The organism is Lysinibacillus sp. GbtcB16 (assembly GCF_019091145.1).
In the GTDB taxonomy this organism is placed as follows: Bacteria; Bacillota; Bacilli; order Bacillales_A; family Planococcaceae; genus Lysinibacillus; species Lysinibacillus fusiformis.
Genome location: NZ_JAGXJV010000707.1, coordinates 1 through 248, shown reverse-complemented (window position 1 = coordinate 248; position 248 = coordinate 1). Strand labels below are relative to the sequence as shown.

The 248-nt window shown below is 57.7% G+C and carries 2 tRNA genes and 1 rRNA gene; all 3 read right to left on the bottom strand.

Features of this window, described 5'->3' with window-relative positions:
• Positions 1 to 76, bottom strand: a tRNA-Asp gene (locus KVT27_RS25665).
• A gap of 4 nt (positions 77 to 80) precedes the next feature.
• Positions 81 to 156 (bottom strand) — tRNA-Val (locus KVT27_RS25660).
• Between the two features lie 11 nt (positions 157 to 167).
• Positions 168 to 248 (bottom strand): 5S ribosomal RNA (gene rrf, locus KVT27_RS27640); the annotation flags it as partial.

Below are 248 nucleotides of genomic sequence, written 5' to 3'. Positions count from 1 at the left end.
TGGCGGTCCCGACCGGGATCGAACCGGCGATCTCCTGCGTGACAGGCAGGCATGTTAACCGCTACACCACGGGACCAAAATGGTGGAGGATGACGGGCTCGAACCGCCGACCCCCTGCTTGTAAGGCAGGTGCTCTCCCAACTGAGCTAATCCTCCATAAAAAATAAGCGAAGCGACGTCCTACTCTCACAGGGGGAAGCCCCCAACTACCATCGGCGCTAAAGAGCTTAACTTCCGTGTTCGGTATG